Here is a 17,702-nt window from a genome sequence, read left to right as displayed (position 1 = left end):
TTTACGATCCGGGGGAGTATTTTACAGCGATGAAAAATATCAAACATTATCATAAAATCGTCGCCTGTGCAGGCAAAATCCGCTTTGCTAAAATGGCTGTAGAATTTCATTTGGAAGGGTGCGTGCGGTGATGCAATTAGCGGAGTTTTTTACTTCAAAGCCGAATCGGCTGTGGCATTTGGCTAAACAGATGGGTGTCAATTATGCGGTGGGGCCGCTTCCTGAAGCGGAGCACGGTACGAAACCGTGGGATTTTGTCAATCTTATGCATATGAAAAAGCGGTTCGAGGATTTTGGCATTGAACTGCTCGTGATCGAGTCAGCGCCTCCGACGAATAAAATTAAACTGGGGCTGCCGGGCAGAGACGAGGAAATTGAGGTCATGCAGCAGTTGATTACCCATATGGGCGCGTTAGGTATCCCGGTTCTCTGCTATAATTTTATGGCTCAATTCGGTTGGTTTCGCACTTCGACAACGACCCGCACGCGGGGAGGGGCGCTTGTGTCGAGCTATGATCACGCTTTGATGAAGGACGCTCCGCTTACGGAAGCGGGGATCGTCAGCGAGGAGAAGCTGTGGGACAACCTGAAGTATTATCTGGAGCGGATTGTCCCGGTAGCTGAAAAGGCGAAGGTCAAGCTGGCTCTGCATCCGGACGATCCGCCGATCTCCCCGATCCGCGGCGTATCGCGGATATTGACGAGCGCCGATGCTTTGCAGCGCGCTATCGACCTCGTGCCGAGCGCTTACAGCGGGATTACGCTGTGTCAAGGCACGCTGGCTGCGGCCGGTGAGGATATTCCCGCTGTTATCCGCCGATTTTCGGCGCAGGGTAAAGTCTTCTTCGTTCATTTTCGCGATGTGCGGGGCAACGCGGAGCGGTTCGAAGAAACGTTCCATGACGACGGCAAAACGAACATGCTGGAAGCGATGAAGCTGTACTACGAGCTGGGTTACGACGGCCCGGCGAGACCCGATCATGTTCCAACGATGGAAGGGGAGGACAACGCCAATCCCGGTTACGAACTGTTAGGCCGTTTGTATGGCGTAGGCTATATCAAAGGCCTCATGGAAGCGGCGGCTTGCCATGCGCGTCGGAACTAAAATTCACCGGCATCTGCGATTAGGCGGATGCCGGTTTTCTTTTGCCTGAAGGGCCGCCGTTTTGTTCATTCTGCGGGCTGCCCGGTGCATTTTTTTCGATAGTTGAGCGGGGACATGCCTTCTTTGCTGGAAAAGCAGTAGGAAAAGTAAGAGCCATGCTGAAATCCGACTTCTTCCGCGATGCGCGTCATGGACCATTTGGTTTGAATCAGCAGCTTCTTGGCTTGCTCGATGCGATACTGCTGCAAGTAATCCATGGGCGTCATTCCGTATACTTTTAGCATGCATTTGGCCAAATAGTTGGGATGGTAGTTCAAATCTTTTTGCAGTTGGGAATTTGTAATTTTTTGCGTATAGTTTTGGCGGAGATAGAGCTCCACTTTTTCGGCTAGATGGAATGCGGTCACATCCGAAGCTGCGGCAAAATCCCTGTCGATGTGCTGAAAAAAAAGCTGAAAAGCCGTCTGTCTTTTCCAGTTTCTCAAAGACCTCGGTTCTTCGTCGAGCTGGAAAAATTGCTCCAGTATGTCCATCGCTTTCGATGACAGCTTCATAAATTTAGGAATGAAAATCGAACAAACCTCGCTGTGGTTCAAATAAGCCATCTTCTTATGATTGTCGATGAGGGCGGCCTGATTTTCCAGGCAAACGTCCATGCAGTTGCATTCGCTCCAGGCTCCGAATGTCTGAAAATGAATCCAGATGATCTCCGTATCGCTCTCGCACGGCAGCGTGCCGAAATGGCTCGAATCGGGTCTGAGAATGAAAGCTTCCCCTTGCCCGATCGCCCATTCGGTATCCCTTTCTCCCAGATGCAAAGTGCCTTTGGTGACCACGATCAAGTCGAACACTCCGATTTGTTTTCTGCTTATATGGTACTCTCCCTTATGGTAAGAAGCTCTGCCGCAATCGATGAAATAGGGGACCGGCGGTGAGATGAAATGAAGAATCGGTGAGCTCATAGCATACCTCCAAAAGGTTGAAATATTTAAAAATATAGTTGTAAAAGGATATATAAATACTATGTTACTACATGTATCATGATAATAAAAGCGCTTACTTAAAAGGTGGTATTTATAAAATGATTAACGTGCAGATTGCGGACGCATTTTGGTCCGAATATATTCGATTGGTTCGGGAAGTTGTCGTCCCTTATCAGTGGGAAGCGTTGAATGACCGGGTGGAGGGGGCGGAGCCCAGCCATGCGATTCAGAATTTCAAAATAGCCGCCGGACTTGAGCATGGGGAGTACTATGGCATGGTTTTTCAGGACAGCGACGTAGCCAAATGGCTGGAAGCCGTCAGCTACTTGCTGGAAACCGGAAAGGACCCGGAATTGGAGCGCTTGGCGGATGAAGTGATCGAGCTGATCGCCAGCGCCCAGCAGAAGGACGGGTACTTGAACACCTACTTTACGTTGAAAGAGCCTGACGGCAGGTGGACGAACCTGGCGGAATGCCACGAGCTGTACTGCGCAGGGCACATGATCGAGGCGGCGGTCGCTTATTATCAGGCGACAAGGAAACGAAAAATTTTGGACGTCGCCTGCCGGCTGGCCGACTGTATCGATGAAGCGTTCGGTCCGGGGGAAGATCAGATCCATGGCTATGACGGCCATGAAGAAATCGAGCTGGCGCTTGTCAAGCTGTATCGCGTGACAGGGAATGAGAAATATTTGACGCTCAGCAAATATTTTTTGGATGAGCGGGGCCGGGAGCCCGGCTTCTACGCGTGGGAGTTCGAGCGCCGGGGCGGCCAGGTGCATTTTCCGCAGCTGGATATGGCGCACGATCTGTCTTACAGCCAGGCCCATCTGCCGGTCAGGCAGCAAACAACGGCGGAAGGCCACGCTGTCCGCGTCGCGTATTTATGCGCCGGGATGGCGGACGTGGCGGCGGAAACCGGGGACCGGGAGCTGCTGCAGGCATGCCTCACTCTTTGGAACAACATCGTAACGAAGCGCATGTACGTTACGGGAGGGATCGGCTCCATGGCGCACGGGGAGTCTTTTACGCTCGACTACGACTTGCCCGGCGATACGGCTTATGCGGAAACATGCGCCTCGATCGGACTCATTTTTTTCGCGCAAAGAATGCTTGCGATCGAACCGAAAAGCGAATACGCCGATGTGATGGAGCTGGCTTTGTACAATACGGTTCTCGGCGGCATGTCCCGCGACGGGAGGCATTTTTTCTACGTCAATCCGCTTGAAGTGTGGCCTGACGCTTGTGACAAGAACCACAACATGCACCATGTAAAACCGGAGCGCCAGGGCTGGTTCGGATGCGCTTGCTGCCCGCCGAATATCGCGAGATTGCTCGCTTCGCTGGGGCGCTACATTTACTCGGCCAAAGACAAGACGATTTATACGCATCTTTATATAGGTAGCGAAGCGGAAACCGAAATCGACGGTCAACCGGTCCGCTTGACGCAAACGTCCAAGTTTCCTTGGGACGGAGAGATCCGGTTTGACATCCGGACGGAACGGCCGGTTCATTTTGACCTGGCCTGCAGGGTGCCTCGTTGGTGCAAAGAAGCGAAGCTTCGAATCAACGGGGAGGAGATTCAAACGGGCGGCCGGCTCGCGGACGGATATTTGCACATAAGCCGGGAGTGGCGCCCGGACGATGTGTTGGAGCTAAGCCTGCCGATGTCCGTCAGCCGGGTGAAAGGCCATCCGCTCATTCGGGATACGATGGGCAAAACGGCTCTGCAGCGCGGTCCGATGGTCTACTGCCTGGAAGAAGCCGATAACGGAGCGAATTTGCACCAGATTGTGCTGAACAGCGGCTCCGGTGAAGAGGTGCATTTTGACCGGAATTTGCTTGGCGGCGTTCAAACGATTCAAGTGCCCGCATACAGAGTGCAAGCTGAAAATTGGGGCGGATCGTTGTATGGATACGACGTAAATTTTCAAAAGCAGTCTGTCACCGCAGCGTTCATCCCTTATTTTGCCTGGGCGAACCGGGGGCGGGGGGAGATGGCCGTGTGGGTCCGCGAGCAATAAGTCCGGAATCCTGCCGGAGAAGAGGGATTGTGGCTTCAACCTGAAAAGGTTAAGTATATTCATGGAAACTAATAATGGAGGGGTTCATGTGAAATTCAAAGGATTCATGAAAGCGGGAACCGTAACCTTATTGGCGGCTTCCGTCGCCGCCGGCTGCAGCTCGACGACGAATACGCCGTCGGCTTCAGGAACGGGGGCGTCGGCGGCGCCGTCCGCAGGAGCGCAGACGAAAGCGCCCGACAGCGGCGGGGACAAAGTCACCATCCGCTTTACGGACTGGGCCAACAACGAGGAGGCCAAATCGACGCGGGTCAGCCTGGACGCATTCGAGAAAGCGCATCCAAACATCAAAGTCGACTACCAGAACGTGGCGCTGAGCGAATTTGGCGCCAAATTAAGCGCCATGGCTGCTTCGAATACGCTTCCCGACGTCAGCACGATGTTGGAAGCGCAGGCGCTGAAATATGCCGAGTCCGGCATTTTGATGGATTTGTCCCCGTACTACAAGGACGGGTCGGTTACGCCGAAGATCGAAAGCAACAAATTCGTATCGCCCGACGGCAAGCTGCTGGGCTACAGCGTAGCGAACGAAGTTATTATTTTGCACTATAACAAAGATATGTTCGATGAGGCCAAAATCCCTTATCCTCCGGCAGAGACAGAGAAGGCGTGGACCTGGGATCAAATGCTCGACGTCGCGAAAAAATTGACGAAGGACAAAAACGGGAAGCATCCGGGCGAAGCGGGATTTGACCCGAAAAACATCGTTCAATACGGCATCAACATCAGCAAAAGCGCGGACTTTTTCTGGACACCGTTCGCCATCAGCAACGGCGGCGGCGAAGTGAGCCAGGACGGCAAGGAACTGCTGCTCGACAAGCCGGAAACGATCGAGGCTATACAAAAAATCGCCGATCTGTCCAACGTGGAGCACGTCTCCCCGACAGCGGCCCAATCTTCCGGGCTTCCCGGCGACGTAGGCCAACTGCTGCTGTCCAAAAAAGTAGCCATGGTCACGTCCGGCCAATGGGAGCTGGTCAACATCAATCCGCAGCTGAAAAACGGCTTGAAAAACGGCGTCGGCGTGCTTCCGATCTTTAAAAAGCCGGCGACGACCAATACCGGAACGCCGATCGTCATCTACAAAAACACGAAGCATGCGAAAGAAGCGATCGAGCTGTACAAATGGCTGATGGATACGGAGAAAAACTTGGCGAACATCGACAGCGGCGTATGGATGCCGACGGAGATGAGCTGGTATACCGACCAGGACAAAATCAAGCGCTGGACGCAGTCGCCGGTTCATCCGCCGGAGTACAAAACAGCGGTTATCGACTACGCGCTCAAGGCGACTTATCCGACGCCATGGTTCTTCCTGCCGACGTACAGCCGCATCAGCGATGTGCTGAATCCGGGGCTTGATCCGGTATGGCTGGGCACCAAATCGGCGAAGGACGCGATCGCTGAAATGATGCCGAAAATCAAGCCGATCTTCGAAAGCGGCAAAGCGAACTGATCGCAGCCGGAGCTGGTTATATAAAAAACGCCTACAGAGGCAGCGGCAGCCCGATTGCCTCTGTAAGCGATTACGTTGACGGCCCGCAATCGTCAGGCTTTACAGTTGCGGGGGTTGCAGGGGAGAAAGAGGAGGTACCCGGAATGTCTACAGTGAAGTCATCCAGTTTCTGGAGTCTTAAGCGGCAGCAGGCGCTTATCGGTTATGTTTGCATACTGCCCGCCATACTTGGGCTGCTGATTTTTACGTTAGGACCGCTGCTGTACAGCTTGTATTTAAGCTTTACCGACTGGACGATCTTGAAGCCGAAGGAATGGGTCGGCTTGGCCAATTACCGCAACATTTTCACAGAAGATTTGTTTTTCTACGACTCGCTCAAAGCGACAGCCTACTATTCCATCGGTTCCGTCATTGCGTCGATCGTTTTTTGCTTCATCATCGCTCTGTTTTTGAACCAGAATATACGGGGGAGAGCCGCTTTCCGGGCTATTTTCTATTTGCCTTCGATTATTCCGGTTTTGGCCAGCAGCATTATTTGGCTGTGGTTGTACAATCCGGACTTCGGGATTATCAATCATATTTTGAGTTTTGCCGGCATTGAGAAACAGATGTGGGTGAACAGCCCGGATACATCCGTTCTTTCGATGATTATTATTGCAGTGTGGGGCTCCGGGAACGTCATCGTCATCTTTCTCGCCGGATTGCAGGATGTTCCTTCGCACTTGCTCGAGGCTGTGGAAATCGATGGTGGGGGCTGGTGGCACAAGCTCAAATCGGTCACAATTCCGCTCATGTCGCCCATTATTTTCTATAATGTGATTCTCGGTTTCGTGAATTCAATCACGGCGTTCACCCAGGCGTACTCGATGACGCAGGGCGGACCGGAAAATACGACGCTGTTCTATGCGTTCTATATTTACCGTGAAGCGTTTCAACGCCAAAATATGGGCTATGCGTGCGCCTTGGCCTGGGTGCTGTTCGTCATTGTCGCCTTCTTCACGTACCTGCTCTTCAGAACCTCGTCCGGTTGGGTGCACTACGAAGGAGGTAAAAAATAATGACTTACCGCTTGCGAGGAAAAATCGTCACTTACTTCATTCTGGGCCTGCTGTCGTTGATCGTCTTTTTCCCGATGTACTGGATTCTTCGCTCTTCGCTATTGAATTTGCAGGAAATTTTGGAATTTCCGCCGATTTGGGTTCCGCATGCATTCCGCATTGAAAACTATTCCGAGGTGATGGACCGGATTAATTTCGGCCAATATTTTTTAAATACGCTGATCATCATCGTGCCCGTTCTCATCGGGGTCGGCTTGACCAGCAGTATTGCGGCTTTCGGCTTTGCCAGACTGGAATTCCCGCTCAAAAACTTCTGGTTCGGCCTCATCGTCATGACGATTTTGTTGCCCAGCATCGTTACGCTGGTGCCGACCTACCTCGGCTGGTCCAAGCTGCAGCTGACCAATTCGTATTGGCCCCTGATCATACCCGCGTTTTTCGGCGGTGGCGCTTTCAACATATTTTTGCTCCGGCAGTTTTTGATGACGATTCCGAAGGAACTGGACGAATCCGCGGTCATTGACGGAGCGGGGTATTTTACCATCTACTCGAAAATCATTCTCCCACTGATCAAGCCCGCTATCGTCGTTGTCCTGCTGTTCACTTTCGTCGGCGTATGGAACGACTTTTTGGGACAGCTCGTCTATTTGAACGATTCCAACAAATACACGGTGTCTCTGGGCTTATCCACCCTGCGGGGAGCGAACAATACGCCTATGAACCTACTCATGGCAGGAACCGCGATCATGGTCATGCCGGCGATTATCGTGTACCTGCTCGGACAGCGGTATTTTATCGAAGGCATTGCGACTACGGGAATCAAGGGGTGAGGAGATGGGAGGGGGCTGCTGCGGCAGCTTCTTTTTTGTTGTTGTGCGGCAAGCATGCGCCGAGCTGGCTAATCCGGCAGGATTCACCCGCAGCGGCTGAGCTTGGCATAGCGGCCTGAAAAGCCTGCAAAAGTGCAGGCTTTTTCCGCGTAAGTGGCATGATTTGGCGAAAAGCCTGCGATTGTGCAGGAATTTTCGGTTAAAATGAGTCTGAGCGCGAATAAGCGCTGGAAAACCTGCACATTTGCAGGAATTTTCCCATGCACGCGTCTCAACGAGCAAAAAGATGTATTTTTGCAGGCTTTCTTCGCGTAGCTCAGACAAATGCGCTGCTGCCTACAGCTGGCGAGTTGTTCAACAGTCTGAGAAGAGGGGTTTTTGTTGAAAAACCCCATGAATTATATTATTTTGAGGAAAAAGGAGGAAAAAATGAGGTTCTATAGAATTATTTGTAATAAAATTAAGGTTATAAGTCCTAAGACTTATGGGATGGTATTACACGAGTTGATTGGAGCTTATCAGATAAGGAGATATATTAACGTGCATCTATTTATTTCACTTAAAAGCACTAATGTTGTAAAACTTCCGATGCATTACAATTACATACTTCAGGCGCTGATTTATCAATCTTTGGATGAGAAATTAGCTGCTTTTTTACATGATAAAGGGTATACATACGGATCAAGGACATTTAAATTGTTCGCAATATCAAGATTAATGGGGCAATTTGACATTGATCGCAATCTTCAACAAATTCAGTTCCAAAAAGATATTCGATTTATTATTTCTTCTCCGATTCAATCATTTTGTGAGTCTATTGCTCTTAACTTTCTTAAGAAGCCGGAACTGCGTTTAGGACAAAATTCCGTAACGGTTGACCGGATTGAGGCGAAACAATTGCAAGCTGCTGGCGAGAAAATTAGAGTGAAGACGGTTTCTCCGGTAGTAGCTTACAGTACGTTCTTGAGGCCGGATCAACGAAAATATACTTGTTACTTTCAACCTGGAGAGGCGGATTTTGAACAACTCGTTCGACAAAACTTGCATAAAAAACATTCGATTCTACATGGTTCCGAGGCTGCAGCCGATGGTTTACGGATACGAAAAATAGGTTTGATCAAACAACAAATAATTAAATACAAAGATACGGTAATTAAAGGGTACACTGGTATGTTGGAATTAACCGGAGATCAACAAGTGCTCCAGACTGCATTGGATTGTGGCATTGGGTCTAAAAATTCGCAAGGATTCGGCTGTATTGTTTTGGAGTAGGGTAGTTAAACAAACCTCATAGGTAGGCTGATCAATATCTAAACATTTCAATTCCTTGTTCAGGTAATTGGTATCATTATATCTATCAATTCTGGAATTGACAATTTAGAATTTGCGATTGACAAATATTAGTAATAAAATTACAATTATTTACTATAAAGGGTGATTTAATAAATATATAAACTAAAGAGAAAAGAGGTGACAACATTTGAACGCTCTTAAATCATACCGTATCAAGCAGCGTCATCAATTTTGGATCGATTCTGGAATTGTAGGTTTGCGTAGTGTTGCTCATTATCTTAATTCGATATTTCCTGGAATTGAAATTGCGATTTCTTCCGACGATAATGAGCTCGTATTTACTTATGAGTCTGGAGACGAGCTGCGATCTTTCTTGCATGCATGCTATGAAGAACTTGCGAAACGGCACTGGAATGTCTCGACTTCAAAGCAACTGGAACAACGCGAATGGATTATTTACAATCGTGAACTTGATCGGTTCGAGCAATGGGCGAAGAGACAGCCTACCCCCATCCCTGCTCTTTTCGTCAAAGGTTCCAGTTGGCGGGCTAATGCAGTACCTATTGACGAACTATCTCTTCAGGAACCACAACTGGCACAACGGGCGAAGGAGTATGTTGAGCAGGGGAAAAAGACGTTTTGGGGGTCTAAAAAGCAATTGCTTTTTGAACCCGCCGTTTGCCATTCCGTTCTTGATATTTTACCTGAAGAGAAGCGAAAGAAAAGTGTTTGTTCTGTTTGCGGACAAGCTTCGTCATCATGCGATGAAGTATCGCAACCCGCTTTTCTGTTATTTGCAAGCCAGTCGGCAGCCAAATCTTTCAATTCGGAATTAAAAAATCCGGATAAAATTTGTTGGGAATGCAGTTTGCTCAGCCGGTTTGCTATTGAAACCGCGCTTTATCGAAAAATGGGAGATAAGTTGTTTATCTTACAAATTAATTCTCCAAGCTTATCCAAATTACACAATTTGCAAGGGACACTAGGCGTTGGTTCGCAAATTCACGAATTGGACGATGCTTATTTTTTTTGCAATATCAGTATGAAGGATGGTTTGCTGTATCGAACGCAAAAGCCGTATGAATTCCTTTGGGCCTACTATTTGAAGGTCTTTACATGGTTTGAAGAAAACAATCCGCAAGCTTCAGATGAATTTGTACTTCTCGAATTAATGGAAATGGCGTTGGATCAAGCTCCGGTCGAGTTAGCACTGTTCTCTTTGTCCTCCAAGGGCCAAACTTTTCTTGTTGACGATTTGATTTTATATAATGAAACCGTATATATGTTCCGGCTTATGCACGCTATGCGTTATTCCGAACATCCAGTTGATTTAAAAGCGTTTTACTTTGATTTGCAGGACCGCACGGATGAGAAAAATCCGACGCTGCGTCGAAACCGTATTTTGCGCAGGGTGATGGAAAAGAAACTGATCATCACAGAGATCGAGCGGTTTTCTTTTCATATTAGCCGAAAGGGACAGCATCCGAATATTAATCATATTTTGCAATTTACAATTGTTTATGAATCGCTCATTCGACAAGGTATGAACGACAATGAGGAAAGGGGACGTACAATGGACGTCGAGCAAATCAAAATTGCAACGCAGATGGGCAAGCAAGTCGTGATTAGAGCACGCGATTACTTGTGTGGGAATGATCCCAAACGTATCGATGAATTAAAGAAGATTAAGGGTGATTTGTTCACCTTGCGCAAAACGCGAACTTTAGCTGACTTTATGAATCAAATTAACACATTTCAATTGCGTTACGGTTTTGTCGTTTCTAAAGAATATTCCGAAGGTGCATTTGAGAAATGCAACTTTGAACACGTTAAAGCTTACGTGGTAACAAGCGCTCTTAACACTTACAACTCATTAATATATCACATGGGGAAAGATGAGGAGGAGAAACATGAGTAAACCTTGGAAGCAAGCCAAATGTCTTACTATCACTTATGTGACAAAAGGTTCGTATGTTTCATTAAATGGTTCGGATAAAGAAGCGGATAACATCTCCAGTATTAAGAAGATTCAAATGAACGATGGTAAAGAGTACCCTTATTGCTCGTCTCAAGCAGTGCGTCGCGCTCTGCGCGAACAGTTAAGTACATTAGGGTGCACACTTTCCGAAGGGGCGGCGTCCGAGAAAGACAAGGGAGCGGCGACAACGCAATGCGATCCGCAGCAATATATCGACGACGATCTTTTTGGCTTTATGCGAGCGGACAAAGATACGGTTAAAAGAACCAGCCCCGTTCGGGTTTCGCCGTTGATTGCGCTTGACCCGTACAGAGGGGAGCTCGATTTCGCCACAAATTATATGTCGACGAAAACCGGCGGAAATCCAAACATTTTTGAAACGGAGATCCATTCGGGCTTTTATCGGGGGACAATTCTTATTGAGTTGGATCGTGTGGGAGTTAAATCCGTCGGTGACAAGTATGATTTGGAGCTAACCTCCGAAGAAAAGGTTGAACGGGTGTCGCTGTTGCTGGATGCCATTCAGAGTTTATGGACGGTAGGACGTCAAAGCCGCTTCCTATCGGACATGTCGCCCAAATTTGTAAGTGCAGCCTTGCTTCGCGTAAAAAATCCGATATTCCTCGAATCTGTGTTTTTACAAGATAACGTTGTACAAATACATTCGATTAAGCAAACGATTAATGACTTTGAACCAGTACTTGTTGAACACATTTTAGGAGAAAGAAAAGGTTTTTTTGGAACTGATCATGAAGGGATCGGTACGGTCGGAGAGGCTTTCTTTCAAATGAAAAATTGGCTGCAAGAGGTTTATCAATAATAAATACTGATGAGATGAGGGATAGGGAAGCCGTGTATGGAATTAAGGTTGCGCTAGTAGCTGAAACCGCATGTTTTCGTGACCCTGGCGGACAATTGTATCACGCAACATTGCCGCTTCCTCCCGTCTCCACTATCGTGGGTTTGGCAGGGGCTGCATTAGGACTGTCTTTTGACCGGGTGTGGGAGTGGTTTCGGCAAAAACAGGTGAGTGTCGGGGTGAATGGCACCCCGTTCGGCAAAGGCAAGGATTTATGGAATTACACAAAGCGAACCGTCGATTTGGAGAAAAATCCGCGAACAGATATTTTGAATCGCGAGTTTTTATGTTTTGCTCCTCGATTTATGCAGGAACAATCGGATTCGGGCAGCGTAAATATTTATTACGCTTGTGAGGATCAAATTAGTGCACGTCAATTGTATGAAGCATTTTTAGAGCCGGTGTTCGCATTGACGCTTGGATCGAGCGATGATTTGGCAAAATGCAAATCGGTGAAATGGTTTGACAACTTATCTGCTGTTACTACAAGCGAACTGCAGGACGTAATGGTTGAGGGCGATTGGAGCCAACAATTTACGTTTGATTTTGAAGCTATAAAAAAATCTCCTTTGTCTGTATCGCTTTCGGCGCCAAAAGTAAAACGGCTGCCTGTGGATTATTCATTCGATGAATCCGGTGTGCGAAAGGCAGTACGATATGAAAGTTTTACTTTTCTTAGCAATATGCAACGTTTGAAAGAACAAGTTCCCGCTTATTGCTATGGGGAGGAGCAAATTCCGCTTTCCGCTATTCGATGAAATCAGATTTCAGTTGGGGAGAGTGCCATGAATATCCCGCATTATTACGCTAAACCCGAACATGGTGAAACAGGGAGTTACGATTATCATATAGACCGCTGCTATGCTGTATGGCAGCGGATTTTTTTAAGTTCTTGGTCAACCGAACTGCGTCAGGTAGTGGAAAAACTTGAACTAAGTTGGGATGATTTCCAGGAGCGGACTTGTTATGCAGTTCTTATGCATGATTCGGGAAAATTAATCCCGCCTTTTCAAATGAGGATGAAGCAACTGCTTCAATTGGAGGAGCAGGATAGCATTGAATCTCAATCAAATGCTCCTCAGCATTTTCGCCATGAACTTTGGTCTGCACTATGCATGGTTCCTCGTGTGTTGATAGATCAAGCACATCGTTTTCCATTCGAATGGTTTGCTGTTCTAGGCCATCATAAAGCGCTTGACAGAAGTTGGGAATCTTTCGTAAGAGAAAGAGAACGGGTCCAGTGGCCGATAATGGACGCAAACGCATTGCAATATATTTTTGACCACGCTGCTTCGCGAATCAAGGAATTCATTACCGGTGGAAAAATGATTGATTCCCAGCGGCACATTGCCGTGATAAAAACTTTTAAACCTGAGATTAGTGGAAAACAGATGATTGTTTTGATGAATGCAATTTCAAATAAAATGAGAAATCGAGAATTTGGTCTATCGCCTGTACAGATGAGATTGCAATACGCTTTGGCCAAAGGTTTGCTTCATACATGCGATTGGCTTGCATCCGGAAATTCGGACGATCATTGGGTGTTGGAGTGTTCCACAACGAAACAAGATCTTTGGGGGAAAATACGGGCCAAAGTAGAATCGACGGGAAAGAATGGAAAGATGGAATATAAGGAACGTCAGTTCCACAAAGCTTGCGCGCAAGCTGAAGGAAGTATGATCGTTATTGCTCCGACAGGTTCAGGCAAAACAGAGGCCGCTCTGCTATGGGCACTTAGGGCAAATGGCAGTAAACTGCTGTTTCTTATGCCCACGATGGTTACTTCCAACAGTTTATTTCAAAGGTTTAAAGATCATTACTTTCAAGCTTCAGAATGTGGTTTATCTCACTCAGGGGCAGAGACATATTTTTCCATGGAAAATGAAGCTGCCGCGGAGGATAATTTGCCCGAACTTCGTAAATCATTGCTGCTTTCCAAAGCATTTATGAAGCCGGTGATGGTATCGACAGTTGACCAATTATTAACGACCAATTTTAATGTCGGGTATTGGACGCAAAAGTTGTTCTCACTCGTTGGAAACCATGTTGTATTCGATGAAATCCATGCCTACGATACGTATACTTTAGCACTAATTACAGAGACAATAAAAACTATTCAACTGTTAGGCGGGCAAGTGCTGCTCATGAGTGCGACCATGCCCAGCGGATTGCGGGAACATTTCCGACAAGAGGTCGGGATTGATCAAATTGTAGTTGCTGAAGAGCTAATGGACCGGCAGCGTGTTTCTTGGCGTTATGTGCGGTATTCAATTGAAGATCGTGAGCTTGAAAGCGAAATTGAAAGTAAACTAAACGAGGGCAAGCGGGTAGCAATAGTAGTCAATACGGTAGAAAGAGCCAAATCGTTATACATGTTATGGAAAAAAAAGCTGGGTAGTAGTGTATTATGCTATCATTCTCAATTTACAATGGAGGATCGATTAATTAAGGAGGAAAGATTAATTCAATCGAATGGGGAAATTGTCCGGCTGTTAATAGCCACGCAAGCGATTGAGGTATCTTTAGATATTAGCTTTGATATCATGTACAGTGAATGCGCCCCTTTTGATGCTTTGGTACAGCGGGCAGGACGCTGCAATCGTTTCGACCTTATACGTGACGCCGAAATGGTTGTGTTTCCAATTAGCGAAACAGCGTATCAATTTGTTTATGAAGGAAAGAGGGAGATTGTAGAACGGACAGTGGAGCTGCTGGAAAGAAATCAAGGAAAGTGGAGCGAACGTGATATCGCCCGTTTTATGGAAATCATTTACCGCGATATGGTGTGGAAGGACCATTACTATGAAGATGGACAGCGTACGGTTCAACTTGGTGTAAGCGACATCATCTTCGACAATCCTATTACTGTTGAAAAAACGAGATTATTCCAATACGCTAAAATATCAATTATTCCATCTTGTTACTATAATAAGGTGATGAGTCTCTGCAAGCAGAAAAAATTTGCGCTTCTACCTAAATACGAAGTACCCGTCAGCAGAGCGCTATTTCAAAAAGAGATTGTTAACAAGCCCAAGTCTAATCCGTATCAATTGCCGATTTATGAGGTGGATTATTGCGATAAAATCGGACTTTCTTTCTCAAACGAATCCAGTTAATGGTTGTTTGGAAAAAGGTGGAACTAATAGGGGCCCCAGGATCGGGTATTTGCACACAACGAATTTTCGCCGGTTTACTTTGAATCTGGATGTAGCTGAAATTTTTAAACCTGTACTGGTCGATCGATTGATTTTTTCGCTTATCGGCAAGAAGCAGTTGACCAAAGCTCATTTTCGAAGCATGGGATGAAAAATTGAAAACGACGATCAAACATCGTGCTCTCAATAAAGAAGTTAGCTACCGCCGCTTAATGCGCATGGAGCTGTACAAATTGCAGAAACATCTGATGGGAGAACAGGCATACGAGCCATTCGAGGCTCTGTGGTAAAGGAGGAAACGTGATTTGTTCGTTATCATCGTATATGATGTCGGTGAAAAACGCGTCGCCAAAGCTTTGAAAACATGCCGGAAATATTTGAACTGGGTGCAGAATTCCGTCTTAGAAGGAGAAATTTCCGATGTTAATTTGAAAAAATTAAAAGCCGAAATGGAAAAGCTCATTGATGAAACGGAAGACTCCGTTATCTTTTATACATGGCGGACACAGAAATATTCAGACCGTGAAATCATAGGCTTGGAAAAAGGCGGAACTAGTAATATTATATAGAAAGCATGAGTAATTTTGTCGTCGACCCTGAATAGCGCAAAAAAGCCCGGGGATCGACGACAAATATGGTTTGTGAAAAAACAGTATCTGTAAGGGTTCCAGCACTTTGGAAGCAAGACTGCGGCGATTGATCCTGCAGTAAGGCGCTGCAAAAAGTGGCTATTTTGCTGGGTTTTTGTGGGTTTGTATCGTACCTATGAGGAATTGAAACTCTAAAACTATATTAGTGTTAGTCAACTAATAACCGTTTGTATCGTACCTATGAGAAATTGAAAACGATTTCATTCATTCTCCATCACCCTTGTATCCAAAGTTTGTATCGTACCTATGAGGAATTGAAACGAGAGAAATGGGTTACCCACGTTAAGCTCCATGGTGTTTGTATCGTACCTATGAGGAATTTTGCAGGTATCATTGAAGTTTTACACTTTTAGTAGTTTCATCAAGAAAACAGATATAGTACAATTGGCTTTAATTGGGGGAAAATATAGATATATTTAAGGAGTCACAAATTCTTATAGCCGAGGTGCAACGTGAGAGAGTATCGTGTGATAGAAGTCAAGAAAAAGGGAGCTTTTATGGGTACAAGTTTGGATGCGAACAAACTTACGAATATTCTGAATGAACATGCACAACGTGGATGGATTTTTGATAAGGCACTTGATGGGCAAACGTTGTATTTGGATAAAGATATCTTTATGCTAGTCTTCTACAAAGAGACGTAATTTTGATGTCGGAAAAACTGTGTATTTTAATAATTATATAAAAGGATACTATGGTAAAATGAACAGATGGAACATTAAAAAGTTGTCGTCGACCTACAATAGTGCAAAAAAGCCGGGGGGATCGACGACAAACATGTTTTGTGAAATTCCAGTGTTTATAAGGATGTTGGGGCTTAGACCGTAAGGTAAGGTAATTTAACTTTGTGATGGTGCGTTGCAAAAAGTGGCTGTATTGCTGGGTTTTTGTGGGTTTATATCGTACCTATAAGGAATTGAAACCAGCACCATGCTGCATGGAGGGGAGACAGTGCGAACGGTTTATATCGTACCTATAAGGAATTGAAACCACTCTGAGCGACGCCCCAACAAAGATTCACCCGCCGTTTATATCGTACCTATAAGGAATTGAAACTTATGTTTCCTTGCTCTTCTACAGATTTGGATGCTCAGTTTATATCGTACCTATAAGGAATTGAAACGTTGTATGCACGGACCAAGAACTGAAAAATGCGCTTGTTAATATCGTACCTATAAGGAATTGAAACCCTATATGTACACGACAGACACGACAAATTTTGGCTCTATGTTTATATCGTACCTACAAGGAATTGAAACCGAGCTGGGGTATCAAACCCCGCCTCACACCACACCACGTTTATATCGTACCTATAAGGAATTGAAACATACGCGCAAGCTGTGGTGCCGTGATGCGGTATGGGTTTATATCGTATCTATAAGGAATTGAAAGAACTAAAGGAAGTCATCGAGCGTCGGCGCCAAGGTTGTACCAATGTAAGTTCCACTAGTATGACAAAATTTACAGTAAGGCCTCTTTTTTCTCATTAAAAGGAAGGGGGGTCGCGTTGGATGGTCACGTACTTACCTTATGAAAGCAGGGCTAATTGAATACGTTCGCCGTGGATATTGCAAAATTACTTCTCGTGGATTATCTGTGCTGAACGAGGGCCTTAGTAATATTAACGTAGCTCACCTTAAGCGTTTTCCTGAATTCAACGAATTTCATACGGCAAAGGAAACAGAGGTACCTAAGGCTGAAGTAGGAAGAGATATTTTCGAGGAACGGACACCAGCTGAAAATTTGGAATATAGCTATCTGGCAATTCGTACAGAGCTTGCTCATGATCTCTTACAGCGTCTGAAGATGGGAAGCCCGCAGTTTTTTGAAAAAGTCGTAGTTGAGCTTCTGGTTAAGATGGGCTACGGTGGTTCTATGGCTGATGCAGGAAAGGCTGTAGGGAAGAGTGGCGATGGTGGAATAGATGGTATGATAAAGGAGGATCGTCTTGGTCTCGATGTCATTTATATTCAAGCAAAGCGTTGGGAAGGTACTGTCGGCCGTCCTGAGATTCAGAAATTTGTTGGAGCTCTTCAGATGCATAAAGCTCGCAAAGGGGTCTTCCTAACGACCTCTGTGTTTACAAAAGAAGCTAAAGAGTATGTCACACTTATTGATAATAAGGTTGTTCTGATTGATGGAGTCCAGCTTACTCAGTATATGATTGATTATAATTTAGGCGTTTCGACCGTTGCTATTTATGAGGAAAAGAAGATTGATCAGGATTTTTTCTCTGAAGAATAATCTTAAA

The 17,702-nt window shown here is 46.1% G+C and carries 14 protein-coding genes, 1 pseudogene and 1 CRISPR repeat array; of the genes and pseudogenes, 14 read left to right on the top strand and 1 reads right to left on the bottom strand.

Translation table 11 applies throughout. The features are described from left to right. Positions 1-130: 130 nt before the first annotated feature. Positions 131-1,105 carry a mannonate dehydratase gene (locus AC6RNO_RS22210; protein ID WP_497106824.1) on the top strand — a complete coding sequence of 325 codons (975 nt, stop codon included), beginning with the start codon at positions 131-133 and terminating at the stop codon, positions 1,103-1,105. A 65-nt stretch (positions 1,106-1,170) separates the two neighbouring features. Here AC6RNO_RS22210 and AC6RNO_RS22205 read toward each other — a convergent pair whose 3' ends face one another. After that, a complete protein-coding gene (locus AC6RNO_RS22205) occupies positions 1,171-2,067 on the bottom strand; it encodes a helix-turn-helix domain-containing protein (protein WP_497106791.1) in 897 nt (298 codons plus the stop codon). A gap of 119 nt (positions 2,068-2,186) precedes the next feature. Here AC6RNO_RS22205 and AC6RNO_RS22200 point away from each other — a divergent pair, with 119 nt between their 5' ends. The 13 genes and pseudogenes from AC6RNO_RS22200 (at position 2,187) to AC6RNO_RS22140 (ending at position 17,695) form a co-directional block, all read left to right on the top strand. Further along, positions 2,187-4,112: a beta-L-arabinofuranosidase domain-containing protein gene (locus AC6RNO_RS22200; RefSeq protein ID WP_497106790.1), complete on the top strand. Its 1,926-nt coding sequence runs from the start codon at positions 2,187-2,189 to the stop codon at positions 4,110-4,112. An 88-nt stretch (positions 4,113-4,200) separates the two neighbouring features. Next, the gene (locus AC6RNO_RS22195) at positions 4,201-5,628 is read left to right on the top strand and encodes an extracellular solute-binding protein (RefSeq protein WP_497106789.1); all 1,428 of its coding nucleotides are present in this window, start codon (positions 4,201-4,203) and stop codon (positions 5,626-5,628) included. 143 nt (positions 5,629-5,771) lie between these two features. Continuing rightward, a complete protein-coding gene (locus tag AC6RNO_RS22190; protein WP_474683295.1) occupies positions 5,772-6,686 on the top strand; it encodes a carbohydrate ABC transporter permease in 915 nt (304 codons plus the stop codon). Then, positions 6,686-7,516 (top strand): ABC transporter permease subunit, encoded by an 831-nt coding sequence (locus AC6RNO_RS22185; protein ID WP_497106788.1) that lies wholly within the window; start codon positions 6,686-6,688, stop codon positions 7,514-7,516. Before AC6RNO_RS22190 ends, AC6RNO_RS22185 begins: the two co-directional genes overlap by 1 nt. A 540-nt stretch (positions 7,517-8,056) precedes the next feature. After that, on the top strand, positions 8,057-8,788 hold the full coding sequence (cas6, locus tag AC6RNO_RS22180) for a CRISPR-associated endoribonuclease Cas6 (protein WP_497106787.1): 732 nt from the start codon (positions 8,057-8,059) through the stop codon (positions 8,786-8,788). 208 nt (positions 8,789-8,996) lie between these two features. Then, positions 8,997-10,727, top strand: a complete 1,731-nt coding sequence (locus AC6RNO_RS22175) for a hypothetical protein (protein WP_497106786.1) — start codon at positions 8,997-8,999, stop codon at positions 10,725-10,727. Beyond that, on the top strand, positions 10,720-11,607 hold the full coding sequence (gene cas7i / locus AC6RNO_RS22170; RefSeq protein ID WP_497106785.1) for a type I-B CRISPR-associated protein Cas7/Cst2/DevR: 888 nt from the start codon (positions 10,720-10,722) through the stop codon (positions 11,605-11,607). The genes AC6RNO_RS22175 and cas7i overlap by 8 nt, the downstream gene beginning before the upstream one ends. 32 nt (positions 11,608-11,639) lie before the next feature. Further along, positions 11,640-12,404: a CRISPR-associated protein Cas5 gene (cas5, locus tag AC6RNO_RS22165; RefSeq protein WP_497106784.1), complete on the top strand. Its 765-nt coding sequence runs from the start codon at positions 11,640-11,642 to the stop codon at positions 12,402-12,404. Positions 12,405-12,431: 27 nt separating this feature from the next. Then, positions 12,432-14,762: a CRISPR-associated helicase Cas3' gene (cas3, locus tag AC6RNO_RS22160; RefSeq protein WP_497106783.1), complete on the top strand. Its 2,331-nt coding sequence runs from the start codon at positions 12,432-12,434 to the stop codon at positions 14,760-14,762. Between the two features lie 34 nt (positions 14,763-14,796). Further along, positions 14,797-15,091: pseudogene (cas1, locus tag AC6RNO_RS22155) on the top strand (CRISPR-associated endonuclease Cas1); the annotation flags it as partial. 15 nt (positions 15,092-15,106) lie between these two features. Continuing rightward, positions 15,107-15,370 carry a CRISPR-associated endonuclease Cas2 gene (gene cas2, locus AC6RNO_RS22150; protein WP_497106782.1) on the top strand — a complete coding sequence of 88 codons (264 nt, stop codon included), beginning with the start codon at positions 15,107-15,109 and terminating at the stop codon, positions 15,368-15,370. A 548-nt stretch (positions 15,371-15,918) separates the two neighbouring features. Then, complete coding sequence (locus AC6RNO_RS22145) at positions 15,919-16,095, top strand: DUF4177 domain-containing protein (RefSeq protein ID WP_497106781.1); 177 nt, start codon at positions 15,919-15,921, stop codon at positions 16,093-16,095. 248 nt (positions 16,096-16,343) lie between these two features. After that, positions 16,344-16,843: a CRISPR direct-repeat array (repeat unit 30 nt; unit sequence GTTTATATCGTACCTATAAGGAATTGAAAC). Between the two features lie 138 nt (positions 16,844-16,981). Beyond that, positions 16,982-17,695 (top strand): restriction endonuclease, encoded by a 714-nt coding sequence (locus tag AC6RNO_RS22140; RefSeq protein ID WP_497106780.1) that lies wholly within the window; start codon positions 16,982-16,984, stop codon positions 17,693-17,695. The last annotated feature ends 7 nt before the right edge of the window (positions 17,696-17,702 follow it).

Source organism: Paenibacillus sp. sgz302190 (assembly GCF_059820445.1).
This window is presented reverse-complemented; position numbering and strand designations above follow the sequence as displayed.

Bases quoted from the DNA above. Each gene is read 5' to 3' on its own strand.
- AC6RNO_RS22210 (WP_497106824.1), top strand. From the start codon at position 131: ATGCAATTAGCGGAGTTTTTTACTTCAAAGCCGAATCGGCTGTGGCAT.
- AC6RNO_RS22205 (WP_497106791.1), bottom strand. From the start codon at position 2,067: ATGAGCTCACCGATTCTTCATTTCATCTCACCGCCGGTCCCCTATTTC.
- AC6RNO_RS22200 (WP_497106790.1), top strand. From the start codon at position 2,187: ATGATTAACGTGCAGATTGCGGACGCATTTTGGTCCGAATATATTCGA.
- AC6RNO_RS22190 (WP_474683295.1), top strand. From the start codon at position 5,772: ATGTCTACAGTGAAGTCATCCAGTTTCTGGAGTCTTAAGCGGCAGCAG.
- AC6RNO_RS22185 (WP_497106788.1), top strand. From the start codon at position 6,686: ATGACTTACCGCTTGCGAGGAAAAATCGTCACTTACTTCATTCTGGGC.
- cas7i (WP_497106785.1), top strand. From the start codon at position 10,720: ATGAGTAAACCTTGGAAGCAAGCCAAATGTCTTACTATCACTTATGTG.
- cas3 (WP_497106783.1), top strand. From the start codon at position 12,432: ATGAATATCCCGCATTATTACGCTAAACCCGAACATGGTGAAACAGGG.
- AC6RNO_RS22140 (WP_497106780.1), top strand. From the start codon at position 16,982: ATGAAAGCAGGGCTAATTGAATACGTTCGCCGTGGATATTGCAAAATT.